12 protein-coding genes are annotated in these 16,661 nt (G+C 47.0%); 11 read left to right on the top strand and 1 reads right to left on the bottom strand.

Translation table 11 applies throughout. From position 1 onward, the window contains the following. The first annotated feature begins 172 nt into the window (after window positions 1-172). On the top strand, window positions 173-1,624 hold the full coding sequence (locus QUA34_RS19810; RefSeq protein ID WP_445242832.1) for a hypothetical protein: 1,452 nt from the start codon (window positions 173-175) through the stop codon (window positions 1,622-1,624). A 54-nt stretch (window positions 1,625-1,678) separates the two neighbouring features. Here the strand turns inward: QUA34_RS19810 and QUA34_RS19805 are convergent, their stop codons facing one another. Continuing rightward, the gene (locus tag QUA34_RS19805) at window positions 1,679-1,846 is read right to left on the bottom strand and encodes a hypothetical protein (protein ID WP_333388986.1); all 168 of its coding nucleotides are present in this window, start codon (window positions 1,844-1,846) and stop codon (window positions 1,679-1,681) included. Window positions 1,847-2,257: 411 nt separating this feature from the next. Here QUA34_RS19805 and QUA34_RS19800 point away from each other — a divergent pair, with 411 nt between their 5' ends. The 10 genes from QUA34_RS19800 (at window position 2,258) to QUA34_RS19755 (ending at window position 16,558) form a co-directional block, all read left to right on the top strand. Next, on the top strand, window positions 2,258-5,083 hold the full coding sequence (locus tag QUA34_RS19800) for an ATP-binding protein (protein ID WP_333388985.1): 2,826 nt from the start codon (window positions 2,258-2,260) through the stop codon (window positions 5,081-5,083). After that, a complete protein-coding gene (locus QUA34_RS19795) occupies window positions 5,080-6,471 on the top strand; it encodes a response regulator (protein WP_333388984.1) in 1,392 nt (463 codons plus the stop codon). The genes QUA34_RS19800 and QUA34_RS19795 overlap by 4 nt, the downstream gene beginning before the upstream one ends. Before the next feature lie 708 nt (window positions 6,472-7,179). Further along, on the top strand, window positions 7,180-7,647 hold the full coding sequence (rimP, locus tag QUA34_RS19790) for a ribosome maturation factor RimP (RefSeq protein WP_333388983.1): 468 nt from the start codon (window positions 7,180-7,182) through the stop codon (window positions 7,645-7,647). A 270-nt stretch (window positions 7,648-7,917) separates the two neighbouring features. Continuing rightward, entirely contained in the window at window positions 7,918-9,198 is a 1,281-nt protein-coding gene (gene nusA, locus QUA34_RS19785; RefSeq protein ID WP_333144209.1) for a transcription termination factor NusA, read from the top strand. A gap of 262 nt (window positions 9,199-9,460) precedes the next feature. Continuing rightward, window positions 9,461-9,775 carry a YlxR family protein gene (locus QUA34_RS19780; RefSeq protein WP_333057840.1) on the top strand — a complete coding sequence of 105 codons (315 nt, stop codon included), beginning with the start codon at window positions 9,461-9,463 and terminating at the stop codon, window positions 9,773-9,775. 382 nt (window positions 9,776-10,157) lie between these two features. Beyond that, on the top strand, window positions 10,158-13,325 hold the full coding sequence (gene infB / locus QUA34_RS19775; RefSeq protein ID WP_333388982.1) for a translation initiation factor IF-2: 3,168 nt from the start codon (window positions 10,158-10,160) through the stop codon (window positions 13,323-13,325). 110 nt (window positions 13,326-13,435) lie between these two features. Beyond that, window positions 13,436-13,567: a hypothetical protein gene (locus QUA34_RS19770; protein ID WP_333388981.1), complete on the top strand. Its 132-nt coding sequence runs from the start codon at window positions 13,436-13,438 to the stop codon at window positions 13,565-13,567. Window positions 13,568-13,747: 180 nt separating this feature from the next. Continuing rightward, window positions 13,748-14,488, top strand: coding sequence for a low-complexity tail membrane protein (locus tag QUA34_RS19765; protein WP_333388980.1), 741 nt, complete (start codon window positions 13,748-13,750; stop codon window positions 14,486-14,488). Between the two features lie 241 nt (window positions 14,489-14,729). After that, window positions 14,730-14,954 (top strand): hypothetical protein, encoded by a 225-nt coding sequence (locus tag QUA34_RS19760; RefSeq protein ID WP_333152289.1) that lies wholly within the window; start codon window positions 14,730-14,732, stop codon window positions 14,952-14,954. A 422-nt stretch (window positions 14,955-15,376) separates the two neighbouring features. Then, on the top strand, window positions 15,377-16,558 hold the full coding sequence (locus tag QUA34_RS19755; RefSeq protein ID WP_333388979.1) for a glycosyltransferase family 4 protein: 1,182 nt from the start codon (window positions 15,377-15,379) through the stop codon (window positions 16,556-16,558). Window positions 16,559-16,661 lie beyond the last annotated feature (103 nt).

Below are 16,661 nucleotides of genomic sequence, written 5' to 3'. Positions count from 1 at the left end.
AGGCGGAATCAACAATCCAAAACTCCCCAACAAACGCACGTTAAAATAAAGACTAGCTTCCGCGATCGCAATCCGAGCGCCACCAGACAATTAGCCAGTTTTCCCTGTTTCCTTTTTTTAGCTATTACCAGTTACATCTATTTCGATCTGTCTACTTAATTAGGAACCGCCAGTGACCCCAAAACTACAGCCCTCTAAAACTCCAAACTCCCGCAACAAATCCCCAAAAGTACCTTGGTTCGAGCGGTTCATGGCACTGGTCGCCCTAGGAAATTTAAGCCTAGTATTATTTGACATAACTTACGTGCCCTGGCGCGATTTCTACTTCCGGCAACTGCCAGTTCTAACTCAAGTATACGACCCATTTAAAGGAATTAAACCCCACCGAGACACCCAGCAATATCTGGAAACCTTAGAAGAATTAAAAATTCAAGTAGTGCAAACAGGGTTGCCATCTCCCCAAGTAGCCGCCAAATTGCAGGAAATAAACAATCTGAGCGCGAAAATGATCGACGAAGATCCCTTTCGAGTAGCATCAAAAAGTGGCACCCTAGAAAAAATAAAAGACCGGATGCGCGATCGCGTCCCAAATCCGCAAGACTCGGCTAAACAATCATTCCAAACATTCTGGAACCCTGACTATTTAAACAAACAAGGTTGGCAAAAAGAAATTAAGTGGTTTGACGCCAAAATCAAGCCATTAATCGCCACCAACTATTACCGCGCGATCGGAGACAACGGCGAATTCACCGATAACTTCTGGCTAATCGACCTGCCATTTATTGCCATATTCGCGATCGAATTTCTAGCCCGTACCTACTTGATCAGCCGCCGCCACCGCAGCGTTACTTGGCGATCGGCCATGCTCTGGCGATGGTACGACATCTTCCTGCTGCTCCCATTCTGGCGCCTGTTGCGAGTATTACCCGTCACAATTCGCATCCACCAAGCCAAAATGCCGGATCTCCAACCCATACGCAGCCAAATCAGCCGAGGTTTCGTCGCCAACTTCGCCCAAGAATTGACCGAAGTTGTAGTAATTCAACTGATCAACCAGATGCAACAATCAATTACCACAGGCGAACTGGCTCGTCAACTATTTCAATCTAAAAAACAGCGCTATCTAGACATCAACAATATCAATGAAATAGAAGCGATCGCCACCCATCTCGTCCAAATAACCGTCTACAAAGTCCTCCCCCAACTCCAGCCAGACCTAGAAGCCCTTCTCCGGTACAATATTGAAAGCTTCCTCAAACAATCCCCCCTCTATCAAGGATGGAAGCAAGTACCCGGCCTGGGAAACCTGCCCGAACAGCTAGCACAGCAATTAGTTGCAGAACTCTCAAAATTAGCCACCCTCGGCCCCCAAGATGCCTACGAAGCCTTCAAAATCGCCAGCGAAGACCCCATAAGCATCAAACTTTCAAGCCAGCTAGTCCAACATTTCGGGCAAGCTTTAGGAACCGAACTGCAACAGCAGCAAACCTGGCAAGAAATACAACTGCTGCTGTGCGACTTTCTAGAAGAGTTCAAAATCAACTACATTCAGCGGTTGAGCGAAGAAGACTTCGAGAAAATTTTAGAACAAGCCAAAGAACTGCAACGGATAGCCCCGCGTTAGCGCAAGTCTCCACCGCTTTACTTATTTTTTTCTTCCCCAATTAGCAATTAGCAATTAGCAATTACCCTGCTGTAACTCCTGCACATGAAACTTGCTGGAATTGTAAAGTTTTATGTGCGATCGGCATTCTCTACCAGAGTCATCTGCAGGGTTGTGCATCATATCTTCAGCGCGGTAGTGAGTTAGACCGCCGTTAGGGTTCTCAGCGGCCTGGCGTGTCATGTTTTTAGCGAGAAAGGTCAATTTTTTTAGAGGTATATTATATCAATATATATGTAAGTTTGATGACATTCTACTTTTTAGAGTCAATCTGTAAAGTAAAGTTAAAAACTACTACAACTAGGTCTAAACCAAGTAATCTATTAGATATGATTGCTAACTGGTTTCCTAAAGGCTAAAATAATTTACAAATGCTAGGGAAAAATAAGGCGCGTCAGTATCTTTAGCCCGATCTTATTATACGCCTCTCAGAGAAAACACGTAAGTAGCCATGCTTGTTTAAGCAAGTTACTGTTTCAAACTTTTCACTAACTATTATAGATTGCTTTTCAAGATATATTTCCTCAGCCTCATTTCACTCTTCTCCACTGAGATTTTTCAGCCAACTCGTTACCCCAGGAGTAACACCAATCAATGTCACAGACCTCTGCAACCACTTTCCTGTCAAACCGTTCTAAAAAAAAGGTGTCCCTGCGCCTAATTTTAGTATTCCCATTCGTTCTACAAATATTTGCCGCCGTCGGGCTGACAGGCTGGCTATCCTTACGCAATGGGCAAAAAGCAGTCAACGAAGTTGCTAGTCAGTTGCGGAGTGAAATTACGGCCCGAATCCAGCAGCAGCTCAACACATACCTAGAGACAGCCCCTCGCGTCAATCAACTGAATGCCAATGCCCTTCGACTAGGGTACTTAAATCCCGACGAATTGGATAGTACGGAGCGCTATTTGTGGGAGCAAATTCAAGCCTTTCCTTCTCTGCCCAATATGGGTTTTGCTAGTACAACTGGAGAATTTATTGCCATTGAACGCCAAGAGAATGGCAAAGTAGTTTTTAAAATAGCAGACAAAGAGCATCGGAATGAACTTCATATTTATGAATCTGATAGCAAAGGCAATCAAACGAAGCTCTTAACAGTCTCCCGCAACTACAATATACTCAGCCGTTCATGGTATAAAGACAGTGTACGCTTAGGCAAGCCCACATGGAGCGAAATTTTTTCGCTTATAGGTCAGAAAACACTCTCGCTTCCTACCGGACATCCAGTTTATGACGAAAGTGGCGAGCTGCGCGGGGTATTTGTTGCTAATTTTCTGATCTCTTTCCTCAGTGACTTCCTGCACAGCTTAAACATCGGTCGTTCGGGACAGACATTCATTATGGAACGTTCGGGACTCCTAGTAGCCAGTTCAACTCTCAAAGAACCATTTATCACCAACAATGACAAGCTCGATCGCCTGAATGCTTTAGATAGCACAGATGATTTAATTCGGCTGACAACAGCGCATTTAAAAGAACACTTTGGCGACCTCACTAAAATTAATAGGTCTCAGCAATTGGATTTTACGATCGCCGGCCAGCGGGAATTCCTCCAAGTTATGCCCTTTCAGGATAGCCGAGGATTGGACTGGCTGATCGTCGTCGTAGTTCCTGAAAGCGATTTCATGGATCAAATTAACGCCAATACCCAGACTACCATTTTGTTGTGTTTCGGAGCCTTGGCGCTAGCTACCATTTTGGGAATCTTAACCGCACGCTGGATTACCAGCCCGATTCTCCGTTTGAGCGCAGCTTCTAGAGCGATCGCCAGTGGCGACTTAGAGAAAAATGTGCAGGTAAAAGGCGTAGAAGAAATAGAAGTTCTGGGGCAGTCTTTCAACCTGATGGCACAACAGTTGCGCGAATCCTTTGAGGCGCTAGCCAAGACCAATTCCGAGCTAGAAATTCGAGTAAAAGAACGCACCGCCCAACTCACGGAAGCCAAACAAATCGCTGATACTGCCAACCAAGCTAAAAGTGAATTTTTAGCGAATATGAGTCACGAATTGAGAACACCACTCAATGGAATTTTAGGATACGCTCAAATCCTAGAACGCTCAAAAACGATGGCTCCGAAGGAACTCCAAGGCATCAGTATTATTCACCAGTGTGGCTCCCACCTGTTAACCCTGATCAATGACATCTTAGACCTCGCTAAAATTGAAGCTCAGAAATTGGAACTGTACGCGAAAGATTTCCATTTTCCTTCCTTTTTACAGGGAGTCGCAGAAATCTGCCGCATCCGAGCCGAACAAAAAGGAATTGCTTTTGTTTATCAACCCAGTTCTGACCTGCCTGCTGGTATCCACGCTGACGAAAAACGCTTGCGACAGGTACTCATTAACTTACTGAGCAATGCAATTAAATTTACCGACGGTGGAGGGGTGACTTTTAAGATAGAACATCTGGAAAAGGGGACAGGGGACAAGGTACAAAGCAATGACCAAAAGCCAGCCTCACCAATTCACAAAATTCGGTTTCAAATAGAAGATACTGGCGTTGGTATGACACCAGAACAATTAAAAAAAATATTTTTGCCTTTTGAACAGGTAGGAGAGAGCAAACGTCAGGCGGAAGGAACCGGACTAGGTTTAACAATTAGCCAGAAAATTGTCGAAATGATGGGTAGTACCATTCAAGTAAAAAGTCAGTCACGAACAGGCAGTGTTTTTTGGCTAGATTTGGATTTACGGGAAGCGGCAGACTGGGCAAATACAGCCACGATTGCCAAGCAAAGAAAGCTGGTTGGCTACCAAGGTAGAAAGCAGAAAGTTTTGGTTGTGGATGACAAATGGGAAAACCTCTCAGTCATTGTCAATCTCCTGGAACCCATCGGCTTTGAAGTAACCGAAGCTAAAAACGGTCAAGAAGCTTTAGAAAAAATAGAAGAGTGTAAGTTTGATCTGATTATCACTGACTTGGTGATGCCAGTGTTAGATGGCTTTGAGATGATGCGCCGTATCCGAAACTTGTCACACTATAAAGACGTGGCAATCATTGCTTCATCTGCCAGTGTATTTGCTACCGATCAACATAAAAGTTTGGAGGGGGGAGCAAACGATTTTCTCGGTAAGCCAGTGCAGGCAGAAGAGCTATTTGAGATGTTGCAAAAGTATTTAAAACTTGAATGGATATATGACGAACAAAAAAGTGAAAAAATTAGCACTATTCCCTTTTCCTCTGATGCTAAATCACTTTATGAATCGAAATCTGTAGTTGCTCCCCCGCCAGCAGAAATAGAACTTTTATTTGAAATGGCGATGAGAGGAAACGTGAAAGGAATTGTGAAGCGCAGTGAGCACCTAGAGAAATTGGATCAGAAATTTGTGTCCTTTGCTGTTGAGCTGCGTCAGTTAGCCCAAGGCTATCAGGTCAAAAAAATCAAAGAGTTTATTACATCCCACAGAATAGAAAAAGAATGAAGGCAACAAATATGGAAACAAGTAGCATCTTAATCGTCGATGATAATCCTAGCAATCTGGACGTGCTTTCTGAAGCTTTAGCGGGTTCGGGATGGGAGATATTGGTAGCAACAGATGGCGAAACTGCCATCGAACAGGCTGAATATACTCAGCCGGATTTGATTCTGTTAGATGTGATGATGCCAGGAATTGACGGGTTTGAAACCTGCCATCGCCTGAAGGAAAGTCCGTTGACAAACGAAATTTCGGTAATTTTTATGACGGCTCTTTCTGACATAGGAGATAAAGTCAAAGGCTTTAATCTAGGGGCTGTGGATTACATTACTAAGCCCTTTGAACAAAAGGAGGTGTTAGCTCGCGTCAACCTCCATTTAAAGCTGCGTTATTTGACTAAAACTCTCGCCGACCAAAATCTGCTTCTCAAACGGGAGATTGAAGACAGGCTCGCAGCAGAAGCAGCGTTACATCAGCTCGCGCAGGAGTTAGAAAAACGGGTGGAAGAACGAACGGCTGAACTTTCTCAAGCTTTGGATAATCTTAAAAAAGCTCAAGTGCAAATCGTTCAAAGTGAAAAGATGGCTTGTCTTGGTCAACTTGTAGCTGGGGTGGCTCACGAAATTAACAATCCAGTTAGTTTTATCTCCAATAATATCCCTATTGCCAAGGAATATATTGCCGATTTGATCGAGATGACTCGGCTTTGCCAGCACAACGTTATTTCGATCTCAGAATTTGAGGATAAGTCCCAGGAGATGGAGTTAGATTTTATTGTTGAAGATTTACCCAAAATTCTTGATTCAATGGCGGTCGGAACAGAGCGACTTTACAATCTTTCTATGTCACTGCGTAATTTCTCTCGCTTGGATACCTCGGCACTAACGCCAGTGAATATTCACGATGGGCTAGATAGTACCTTATTAATTTTAGGGCATCGACTGAAACCTAAAGGAAGTTTCCCAGGAATTGCAGTCATTAAAGAGTATGGGGAATTGCCGCTAGTAGAGTGTTATCCTGGGCAACTTAATCAGGTGTTTATGAATATATTGGCGAATGGAATTGATGCTTTAGAAGAGTCTACGATTAGTTGTCCGCTGTGCGGAGAAAAGAAACAGAGCAATGACACTCCGCAGATTCGTATTTGCACTGAAATGCTTCAGGATGACAGAGTGGTCATTCGGATTGCTGATAATGGGGTTGGCATAACTCAGGAAGTAATGCAGCATTTATTCACGCCGATGTTTACTACTAAATCAGTAGGTAAAGGGACAGGTTTAGGTTTGTCTATTAGCCGGGAGATCGTAGAACGAAAACATGGTGGTAAGCTGACTTGCATTTCCTCGCCCGAATGGGGGGTAGAGTTTGTAATTGAGCTTCCAATTCAGCATTAGTAATGGGGATTTTTTAGGGTGAACCTTAGTTGGGCTGTTTTGTCAATATATCGTTAATTTGGCGATCGCCCATGTCTAATCTACCAATCACCATCACTGGCAAACTCTTTGCGGCCTATCAAGAAGCATAGGGCTTGTCCGAACTGAAATTACAATTTCCCAAAGAAACTCCCGTATCGTAAGTCCTAGAACGCCTGAGTGCCGATCGCCAACAGTTCTAGGGGCGATCGCACCCGATCACGGTATCCACCAGGAATTTGCCCTCGCCCCACTCCAAAACGGCGATCAAGTCCTCCTCATTCCCCCTGTCAGCTATCCCCCTCTGCCCTCGGACACTCTCCCGAGGGCGATCGGTTTGTCACCGGGCGGGCGATCGAGCTAAACTGAGAACTGAGGCCTCCCTTCGATCAGAAGAAGTCCTCAAACTTCTTGGAAGAAATTGTTTTACCTAGGAGTGGGTCAAGCCCACTTTTTTTGTTGCATTAGTCGCAGGAAAAGAGCTCAGGGCGTCTGACTTGCAAGTTGAGGACTGATTTAGTAGGGGTACCCCCCCCGCTTGAGATCCCCTGCTGGGATGTTGGGTAAGTCCCAAAGTTGAAGACGAAAGTCGCAGCCACCTAATCAAACCACCTCAAAGCCAAGCAATCTCAACACCAAATTTTTCCTTGCCCGTGTCCGAGTTTAGGAGTTTTAACTTAAGTATTCGATATGACTCATCCCCTAATCCCACAAATCATTGACTTAGCTACCCCCGTTGCGGAAACACTGGGATTGGAAGTAGTGGGAGCAGTGTTTCACACCAACCAAAATCCTCCCGTCTTGCGGGTAGACATCCGCAACCTCCAACAAGACACTGGTTTAGCAGACTGCGAGCGCATGAGCACAGCCCTCGATGCCGAGCTAGAGGCAGCCGACATCATACCCGATGCCTACGTGCTAGAAATTTCCAGTCCCGGAATATCCCGATTGCTCAGCAGCGATCGAGAATTTATTACCTTTAAAGGTTTCCCCGTGACAGCCAAAACCACCGAACCCGACTCGCGAATCAAAGAGTGGAAAGGACTACTCCTGGGCCGGGATGAAACAGCGATTTATCTCAATCAAAAAGGGCGACAGGTTAAAATTCCCCGCCCTCAGATTGTCAAAGTTGAACTAGACGAAGGAAAGGAGATGTAAAGGGAAATTTTGAGTTTTGAGTTTTGAGTTTTGAGTTTTGCGATTGCCTCGCAGCAAGCTGAAAACGCTTGGCTGCGAGTTAATTTTTAACAATCACATCTGTAGCATCGGGTTGAAGAGGAACAACAAATAAATTGTTACTGCACCTAGCTTCCCTAATCCTATCCAGTAACTCATCACTCCTCTGTCATCACTTTTTCTTGAAAATTTCCAAGTACCAATTACCGATTACCAGTTACTTATTACCACAGCAAAAAAGGAGAGTTTTATATGTCAATGGTTCCCCTGCCCGGACTAAAAGAAATGGTCGAAGGTATTAGCAAAGAACGCAATTTACCCAAACACGCCGTCCAAGCAGCCTTGCGAGAAGCCCTGCTCAAAGGATACGAACGTTACCGCCGTACCCAAAAACTCGATCACTTCAGCGAAGAATACTTCGACAACTTTGATGTAGAACTCGACGCAGAACAAGAAGGTTTCCGCGTTTTAGCCAACAAAACTATTGTCGAAGAAGTCATCAATCCCGATCACGAAATCTCACTTTCCGAAGTGCAAGAAGTAGCCACGGAAGCTCAGCCTGGGAGCATCGTGCTCGTAGACGTAACACCAAATCAAAAAGAATTTGGTCGCATGGCCGCGATCCAGACCAAACAAGTTCTAGCTCAAAAACTGCGCGACCAACAGCGCAAAATGATTCAAGAAGAGTTTAAAGATTTAGAAGAAACAGTTCTTCAAGCAAGAGTTCTCAGGTTTGAGAGGCAGTCGGTAATTTTAGCAGTTACCAGCAGCTTTGGTCAGCCAGAAGTAGATGCCGAACTCCCTAAGCGCGAACAGTTGCCCAACGACAATTACCGGGCAAACGCTACATTCAAGGTTTATCTCAAAAAGGTAGGCGAAGGCTCTACTAGAGGGCCGCAGTTACTTGTTTCTAGAGCCGACGCAGGTTTGGTGGTTTACCTGTTTGCTAACGAAGTACCAGAAATAGAAGACGGGGTGGTGAGGATTGTCGCCGTAGCCCGGGAGGCAAATCCGCCATCCCGGCACGTCGGCCCCCGGACTAAAATAGCAGTTGATACTCTCGATCGCGACGTAGACCCTGTAGGAGCCTGCATCGGAGCGCGGGGATCGCGGATTCAGGTAGTAGTCAACGAATTGCGCGGCGAAAAAATCGACGTGATCCGCTGGTCTCCAGACCCAGCAACTTATATTGCTAACGCTCTGAGTCCCGCTAGAGTAGATGAAGTGCGTTTAGTTGCTCCAGAAGGCAGGAGAGCTCACATTTTGGTCGCTGAAGACCAACTGAGTCTTGCCATTGGCAAAGAAGGTCAGAATGTCCGCCTCGCAGCCCGCCTAACCGGTTGGAAAATCGATATCAAAGATATTGCTAAGTACGATCGCGCCGCCGAAGACAGCAAATTGGCAGCAGAAGCAACTAGGCTCGAAGAACTAGAAGGCGACTACGACGAGGAAGCAGGCGACTACGACGAGGAAACCGCAGAATTTGAGGAAGAGGAGGCAGCCGCCACGGAGGAAACCGAAGCCGCAGTCTAAAAACTGTGACATTTACCGAAGAAGAATTCAGAATTCAGGAGCCAGAATCCAGCATGGGTTGTGTGCGACAGGATGGAGAATCGAGCTTTAAAGCCCCCGATTTTAATCGTGGAGCCGAAAAAAATCTTTCCGTGACCCTTACCCCTGACTTGGGGCATGGCGTATTTTGAATTCTGAATTCTGTCTTCTGACTCCTTGTCATAAGATTTTCTATCTTCGCCAGACAAGGAGGATTTGTCCCCTACTCCCCCTCTCACAAGAAATGAAACCGAACTACCGGTGCTGTGCAAGTTGTCGAAAAATAGCTCCTAAGGAAGCTTTTTGGCGAGTAGTCAGGCTCTATCCTTCTCATCAGGTACAATTAGATCGTGGCATGGGCCGTTCTGCTTACCTTTGTCGGGAAGCAGAATGCCTCAAAGCAGCTCAGAAAAAAAATCGACTTGGGCGATCGCTCAAAGCGCCTGTGTCTGACGAACTCTACCAAACACTTTGGCAGCGTTTAGCCACATCTGACTGTACATCTTACTCGGGCCTAGCCGGACGAAAAACCGACAATAGTTCGGCATCGACTGTATAAACCCTCTTGGCAGCCCTACCAGTAATTACTGGTAGCGCCAGCTATAAAACCCCAATCCGATCTGCCCACCAGTCTGGAAAGATTTGTGTCAGATTAGATAAGGGTAGGGTACTAGCAGAGGTATCCTCAAGGTGGAAAGGCAAACTTTGAAGCTTGAGAGAGTGGGTTTTGCCAAAACTCAGACTTCGGAGTTCCAAGTTCCCAAACAGACTTGAGAATTCTTCAACCGCAGACTTCAGCGAGTTGCATCTTTTAGATAAAATTGCTGAGCGAGTACCAAAACCCCGATTCCTGACACTGAATCAATCACACCGAATGATGTCGTCATTAGCACAAAAAATCACAATGTAAAAACTGGTTGGCACAAAAGAGGGCAGAGTGGATGAACAACGGCAAAGTAAGAATTTACGAATTATCACGGGAACTAAATTTGGATAATAAAGACATCTTGGCAGTTTGCGAGCGGCTCAATATTTCAGTCAAGAGCCACAGCAGCACAATTACAGAATCCGAAGCAGAGCGCATTCGCAAAACGGCGGAAAAATACGTAGCCAGTAGCCACTCTTCCCCCGGCAAGCCAGCTCCACCCGAAAGAGCAGCAGCGCCATCTAGAGAATCTGGCCCTCACCCTAACGACCAACAAAAAAAGCAGCAAATTTTAGAAATACGCAGTCCAAAAGTACGACCGGCTGGTGCAAACTCCCAGCCTGCAGGCAACGAGGAGAACCAAAATCAGCCGGCGGCAACCGTGGCAACTCCTCCCAAGTCGCCTGCAGCTCAACAACTCCAGCCTCCCGCTAAACCGAATATCAATCGACCTGTACTGTCGAAGCCAAATGTCGCTGTGTCGGCGGCTCCGTCAGAAGTGTCGGAAAATGTAGGTGCGATCGCCCCGGAAACCATCGCCCAGGCTCAGGCACCGGCGGCACCTCAACCGCCGTCGGAAAAGGCTCCAGAACGCACCCAGCAACCGCCGATCGCGCCGATCGCGCCCTCGGCCAAACTCACGTCGCCGCCCGTCAGAGGGGCGTCCGAGTCGGCTAGCCGTACCCCACAAAATCTGGGGAACAAGCCGGTACTCAAACTTGCAAAAACCGAGCAAGAGCAATCAGGACAGTCAGAAACTCTGGAAGCGCCGGCTAAACCGAGCCGCCCCAGCAGACCTGCACCGGGATCTCCTACCGAATCTCGCGACGCGCAAAGACCGCGCCGGGAAGGCGCTGGTGGTCCAGTCAAAACTCAACTTGCCGATCGACCCCAGCCCGGTGGCCCGCGCCGGAGCCTTGCCCCCGCAACGTCAGCTACCGGGCTGCGTAGCCGCGGCGGTGACACCGGAGCCGCAGGGGATGACACTGATGACAATGAAGAAGATAATACGCCGTTGCTGGGGATTACTCTCCTCGAAAGGCCCTCTCTCCCTCGTCCTGCCAAAAAGACATCGGTCATTTGGGAAGAAGATGATGACGAAAACTCAGATGCTGCCAAAGCTGCCAAGGCTGTTAAGGCAAAACGTTCTCGCCTCAAACCAATAGATGAGGATGACGACGACTTAGAAAACGGCTTGGATATGCCAGCACCAGTCACGGTCAGCCTGTCCCTAGCCCGCCCAGCTAAAGCGAAGTCACAAGCAGCACCCAAGTCAACACCAACTCCGGGCGCACCCGGAAGCAGTGGAAAAAATAAAAGACCGGGCCCTTCTCACGATAAAAGTTCTTCTTCTGGTTCTAGTGGGGGACGCGGCAACCGGGGCAAAACAGCCGAAGCTAAGGTAGAACGTCCAGAAAAGCTGCTGCTGAGCAGGCCGATGACCGTTCAGGAACTAGCAATTACTTTGGCAGTTCCCGAAACCGAAATTATTAAGCGGCTGTTCTCTAAAGGAATTGCGGTAAATATTACCGAAACCCTGGACATTCCAGCGGTGAGGATGGTAGCCGAAGAAATGGGCGTAGAGGTGGAAACCCCAGAAAAAGTAGCCCCAGCTATCAAAGTGATCGAGATGCTGGACGCAGCGGATTTGGAATACCTCGAACGCCGTCCGCCAGTCGTAACGATTATGGGTCACGTGGATCACGGTAAAACTACCTTGCTCGACTCGATCCGCAAAACCAAGGTGGCTCAGGGAGAAGCTGGGGGGATTACCCAGCACATCGGTGCTTACCACGTAGATGTGGTACATGAAGGCAAGAGCCAGCAGGTGGTATTTTTGGATACGCCCGGTCACGAAGCCTTTACAGCGATGCGGGCTCGGGGAACACGGGTTACGGACATCGCCATCTTGGTGGTGGCGGCGGACGACGGCGTGCGACCCCAGACAATTGAAGCGATCAGCCACGCGAAAGCGGCGAAAGTGCCAATTGTTGTGGCTATCAATAAAGTTGACAAGGAGGGTGCTCAGCCGGAACGGGTGAAGCAAGAGCTTACTGAGTACGGCTTGGTGGCAGATGACTGGGGCGGTGATATCACGATGGTTCCAGTCAGCGCTATCCGCGGCGAAAACCTGGATACTCTGTTGGAAATGATTCTGACAGTGGCGGAAATGGAAGACCTCAACGCCAACCCGCACCGACCGGCTAAGGGTACTGTGATTGAAGCTCACCTCGACAAGGCAAGGGGGCCTGTGGCAACTCTGCTGGTGCAGAACGGCACTCTGCGAGTGGGCGATATTGTGGTCGCAGGCTCGGCTCTGGGCAAGGTGCGCGCCATGATCGATGACCGGGGCGATCGCGTAGAGCACGCAACTCCATCCTTCGCGGTGGAAGTGCTAGGGCTGCGGGAAGTTCCTCGCGCCGGAGATGAGTTTGATGTCTTCGCAAACGAAAAAGAAGCGGCAGCGATCGCAAGCGGAAGAGCTACCTCCCAACGAGATTCCCGCCTGCTGCAAGGCGGTCGGATCAGCCTCAGTGGCTTCTCTCAACAAGCTAAGGAAGGCGTTCTCAAAGAACTCAACTTGATCTTGAAGGCAGATGTCCAAGGCTCCCTCGAAGCAATTGTCGGCGCTCTGACTCAACTTCCTCAAAAAGAAGTTCAACTCCGACTGCTGCTATCTGCTCCTGGGGAAATTACCGAAACGGATATTGACCTCGCCGCAGCCAGTAATGCTGTAATTATCGGGTTCAATACTACTCTCGCCACCGACGCTCGCCTCGCCGCTGACCAAGCGGGGGTAGACGTGCGGGAATACGGCATCATCTACAACCTCTTGGATGATATTCAAGGGGCGATGGAAGGCCTGCTGGAACCCGAATTGGTGGAAGAACCTTTGGGTCAAGTCGAAGTGCGCGCTGTCTTTGCGATCGGTCGCGGGGCTGTGGCTGGATGTATGGTACTCTCTGGCAAAGTCATCCGTAACTGTAAGGTGCGGGTGCGCCGGGGTAACAATGTCGTTTACGAAGGTGTCCTCGACTCCCTAAAACGGATGAAGGAAGATGCCAAGGAAGTCAATGCTGGCTTTGAATGCGGTATTTCCTTGAGCGGATTTAGCGACTGGGCGGATGGCGATATTATTGAAGCCTACCGGATGGTTACTAAGCGCCGGACTCTCTCTCAATAGTTTTGAGTTGTGAGTGTTGAGCGGGAAGAGAATTTTTGAGCGATCGCAACCAAATTGCCGATCGCTCGCAACTCTTCTCTTCACTCAATACTCCCAAACTCATCTGACAGTTGGCAGTTGGCAGTTGGCAGTTGGCAGTTGGCAGTTGGCAGTTGGTAGTTGGCAGTTGGCAGTTGGTAATTGACCGAAAGAAGAAGGAAGAAGGAATTAAGAACTTCCTAATCGTCTTTACCCATGCTTAAAATTTAAAATTCGCTCGCTCAAATAAGAATTACCGAAATAAACCAGATTTCTGCTTGTAAGTCCTCGGTTTGATAGCTAAATATTTACTCCTGGCATCGGATTTCCGAGTCAAGAGTGCATCCCAAAATCTCAAAATCCAAGATTCAAAACTCCTAATTCATAACTCATAATTATTTAAAGTGCGTTCTTTTTGGTCAGATCCTTTTTTGTGGATTCACCTTTCTGGGGCGGCTACACTGCCGATTTTCCTGGGACTGTGCTTGCTGGGACTCGCAGTGGGTTCTCCCCTGCTCCCTGTCTGGTTAGAAATATTTTTAGTGGCTGTAGCCGGTATTGTTCCTGTGCTGTGGATGCAGTGGTTCCGCCCTTTTTACATTTTTAGTATTTTAGTTGTGGCGGTGAAACCGCAGAATTTAACTTCTTTGCAGCAGCAGATTCTGACTCGGTTTAAAACTAAGTTAAATAAAGGACTCGCTCTATTTGTCGCTGTTTTGCTGGCAATAATTTTGTGGCAGCTTTACCGATTGGCTCCCCTGGCGGCTTCGGTGGCTCCCTTTCCTCCTTCCTGGCGGTGGGCTGGATTGTTGTTGGCAGTTGCTGCTTTTTTAGCTAGCAATCTGTTTTTGCAGGTGTCTGCTAGTGTCATGGCGGTTTTGCTGACGCCGGAATCAGAATTTGCAGCGACAAAGCCTCATGTTTTAGAAAAAATTCGGCAGGATTTTACGATCGCGCCTTGGCAAGTTGATCGACTTTTGCCGGCTTTGGCAGCCGAGACAACTGCCGCTGTGGCTGCACCCGCAGAGTCAATTGGGCTAGCATCCAGCATAGGGAATTTGTCAGTCGGCAGTATTGTCAACCCAAAACCTGCTGACACCAACGGCGTTACATCTCTACCCGAAGAGTCGATCGAAAAAAAGTGAAATAAAAAATTAAGAGGGGGACAATTGTAGTTTAAGCTACTTTAATTTGTACAGATGTATGCTGTGCAAAAAATAGGTAAGGCCCCTCTTCGGATAGAGATTATTAATAGTCTTAATATTTAATTTTTAATCGCAGGTTGTGGATATTTTATGTTGGCTCTTTGGAGAGAAGAATCTATAATAGAGAGTGTCAAGGTCAGCTTTCAATCCTTACAAGGGATTAAAACAGAGGTATAACAATATGGCGAATTATCTACCCATCGCACAAGAACCTCAAGCCGCCGAGCCGATCGAGCTGTGCGAAGATTCTGAAATCTGGGGCAGTCTCAAATCCGCGATCGGTGCAAGTTCAGGATTTCAACGCTGGCAGCTAGAACTCAATTTTGAGCGTCAGCAGCAAAATGCCACCATCGATCAGCAGGTTCGTTCCTATCTGCGGGAAACTTTAGAAACTTTGGCTTATTGAGTACCCTAAAACCAAATATTGTCACGGTTTGTGAATTTTATAGCCCAATTCTGCTGGCATCCCCTCCAATATGCTAAGTGAGTGCCGATAGTGAGTGTCGAGAGTGAGTGTCGATCGCAACTTCGGAGATCAAATTGCAGGGGACAGTATTTCTCCTTACTTAGTCGGGATTAATTTCCGCCTTCTACTGGCAACACCCACTTGAAAAATTCCGAGAAAATTAGCCTGAAAGCCCCCATACAAAGCGACTGCGGCCGCTATCTATTGACGTGCGTGTTGCCGGAACTGTTTATAATAAGGCTGAAGCAAAATAAAATTAATAGTGCGGTTGTGGCGGTACATCAAACCGTCCCCATCAACATACTTACAAACTTTTTGCACCGTAAGTCCTATTAAATAGTCTACAACCAGAGTAGAAGAAAATGCGCTTAGTAATAGTTCAGTATGCCGGCGATTACGCAGAAGCCTTTGAGCGTTTAGCCAAAGGTGGAAGCGAAACATACTACGCTCAAAAATATTCTGTTGATGCCGTCACCGAGATGGCAAAACGAGCGGAGTCAGTAACGGTTATTTGCTGCATGACACCCGAATTTAACGATCGGGTTCTAGAAAACGGCGTGCGGGCGATCGGTTGCGGATTTAATTACAAAATTGATCCCAAAAAATTGATCGACTTAATTGCCAAGCAAAATCCGACTCATTTAGTCCTGCGGACGACTTTTCCAGACCTTTTTAATTGGGCAATTAAAAACGAAATTAAAACCCTCGCTGTATTTGCAGAATCTATTGCAACAAAAACTTGGCGCAATAAATACCGCAACTATTTCCTATCCCAATTGTTAAACAACGAGCAAATAGAATGGGTTGGAACTTACGGCATTACTTCATCTTTATTGTTCAAAGAAATAGGAGTAAAAGCTGATAAAATAATTCCCTGGGACTTTCTCTTAGAGACCAATCCCGGCTCTTTGTCCCCGAAAACCATCCCTGCGGACATCAAAAAAATTCAACTTTTTTACGCTGGTTCGTTAGTACAAAGTAAGGGAGTGGGCGATATATTGAGAGCCGTAGCAAAGTTAAGAGAACGGAATAATATATCAGTTCACTTAAAAATGGCAGGTAAAGGTGAAGAGGAGTTTTTTGCCCAGCGAGTCGAAGAGTTGCAAATTAAAGATTGTGTAGATTTTCTGGGAATCGTGCCAACTCATAGTTTAGAACCTTTAATGAGAGAATCCGATCTCGTGTTAGTTACTAGCAGGCACGACTATCCCGAAGGTTTTCCCCTGACAATTCAGCACGCTTTACGCACTAGAACACCGATAGTAGCTTCGGATCACCCGATGTTTAAAACCCACTTAAAACACGGTATTAATTCGATGATTTTTGAGGCGGGTAACTCTCTGGCTTTAGCAGAATGTATCGAAAAAGTTATTTCGGATTCAGCGCTTTACCACAATCTTTCTGTCGCTTCTCACTCAACCTGGCAGGAGTTGCGTCTGCCTGTCAAATGGGCGGACTTGATCGATCGCTGGCTGGATGATTCTCCTGAAAGCAAACAGTGGTTATTTGAACAACGACTAGCTTCTGGAGCCTATAACTCATGACAAAGTTAATAATTAGGTCAACCTACTTAGGGCTTGCTGAATATATCGATGGCACTTGACGTAGCCTGGGTTATGCGCTCGCGAGAGCGAGGGTAAAGTGCAA

Source organism: Microcoleus sp. POL10_C6 (assembly GCF_036701585.1).
Taxonomy (GTDB): domain Bacteria; phylum Cyanobacteriota; class Cyanobacteriia; order Cyanobacteriales; family Microcoleaceae; genus Microcoleus.
This window is presented reverse-complemented; position numbering and strand designations above follow the sequence as displayed.

What these genes read in the sequence shown, in the direction of transcription:
- QUA34_RS19805 (WP_333388986.1), bottom strand. Translation starts at nt 1,846, where the DNA reads ATGACACGCCAGGCCGCTGAGAACCCTAACGGCGGTCTAACTCACTAC.
- QUA34_RS19800 (WP_333388985.1), top strand. Translation starts at nt 2,258, where the DNA reads ATGTCACAGACCTCTGCAACCACTTTCCTGTCAAACCGTTCTAAAAAA.
- QUA34_RS19795 (WP_333388984.1), top strand. Translation starts at nt 5,080, where the DNA reads ATGAAGGCAACAAATATGGAAACAAGTAGCATCTTAATCGTCGATGAT.
- rimP (WP_333388983.1), top strand. Translation starts at nt 7,180, where the DNA reads ATGACTCATCCCCTAATCCCACAAATCATTGACTTAGCTACCCCCGTT.
- nusA (WP_333144209.1), top strand. Translation starts at nt 7,918, where the DNA reads ATGTCAATGGTTCCCCTGCCCGGACTAAAAGAAATGGTCGAAGGTATT.
- QUA34_RS19780 (WP_333057840.1), top strand. Translation starts at nt 9,461, where the DNA reads ATGAAACCGAACTACCGGTGCTGTGCAAGTTGTCGAAAAATAGCTCCT.
- infB (WP_333388982.1), top strand. Translation starts at nt 10,158, where the DNA reads ATGAACAACGGCAAAGTAAGAATTTACGAATTATCACGGGAACTAAAT.
- QUA34_RS19760 (WP_333152289.1), top strand. Translation starts at nt 14,730, where the DNA reads ATGGCGAATTATCTACCCATCGCACAAGAACCTCAAGCCGCCGAGCCG.
- QUA34_RS19755 (WP_333388979.1), top strand. Translation starts at nt 15,377, where the DNA reads ATGCGCTTAGTAATAGTTCAGTATGCCGGCGATTACGCAGAAGCCTTT.